Origin of the sequence: Kocuria subflava (assembly GCF_012163155.1) — a bacterium.
GTDB lineage: Bacteria > Actinomycetota > Actinomycetes > Actinomycetales > Micrococcaceae > Kocuria > Kocuria subflava.
On the sequence record NZ_JAAVUN010000159.1, the window covers coordinates 1 to 614 of the forward strand.

Consider the following 614-nt stretch of genomic DNA (forward strand, 5'->3'; position numbering starts at 1 on the left):
CCGAAGGGTCGCTGGGCTCAGATGGCCCTCCGAGTAGACCTGGGAGACCACGGGCCCGTGGAAGGCGCCCACGCTGAACACGGCTATCTGCGTTGCAGCGCGTACCGCCAGGATCCTTCGGACCGAGGACTCCTGCCAGAGGAGGGCACGCGCTTCCTCCTGGTCGAAGAACGCCGGCGCGGGGAACGGGTAGAGCTGGGCGTTGAAGGCCTTGGCCATCGTGGCCAGGACGGGTGTGGACGTGCCGATGCCCGTCGATCTCGGACCGGCGGCGCCGTTGAGCTGGACCACGGTCACGTCGGAGGTCGTGGACTGTTTCAGGTAGGAGGCGACGGTCGACGTCGTCGTGCCCCAGGCGACGCCGATCACGGTGCCGTCGTCCACCCAGCGGCCCAGCAGGTCAGCGGCGTAGCGCGACACGGCATCCAAGCGTTGGGCGGAGCGCGCGCCCCGCGTGGTTCCTGCGATGTGCGAGCGCACGCCGAAGAGATCCTCGAATCGGCGGGAGATGCGGTCCGACGGCTTGTCGGGCTGTCGCAGTGTGATGGTGACGATGCCGCGGGCCTTGGCCTCGGTGAGCATCCGGGAGATCGTCGGGCGTGAGACCCCCAGGC

1 protein-coding gene is annotated in these 614 nt (G+C 69.2%); it reads right to left on the reverse strand.

What is annotated here, in order from left to right; translation table 11 throughout:
* Positions 1-582, reverse strand: a 582-nt coding sequence (locus GTW58_RS13530; RefSeq protein WP_280842329.1) for a sugar-binding domain-containing protein, incomplete at its 3' end; no start/stop codon positions are given.
* Positions 583-614: the final 32 nt, after the last annotated feature.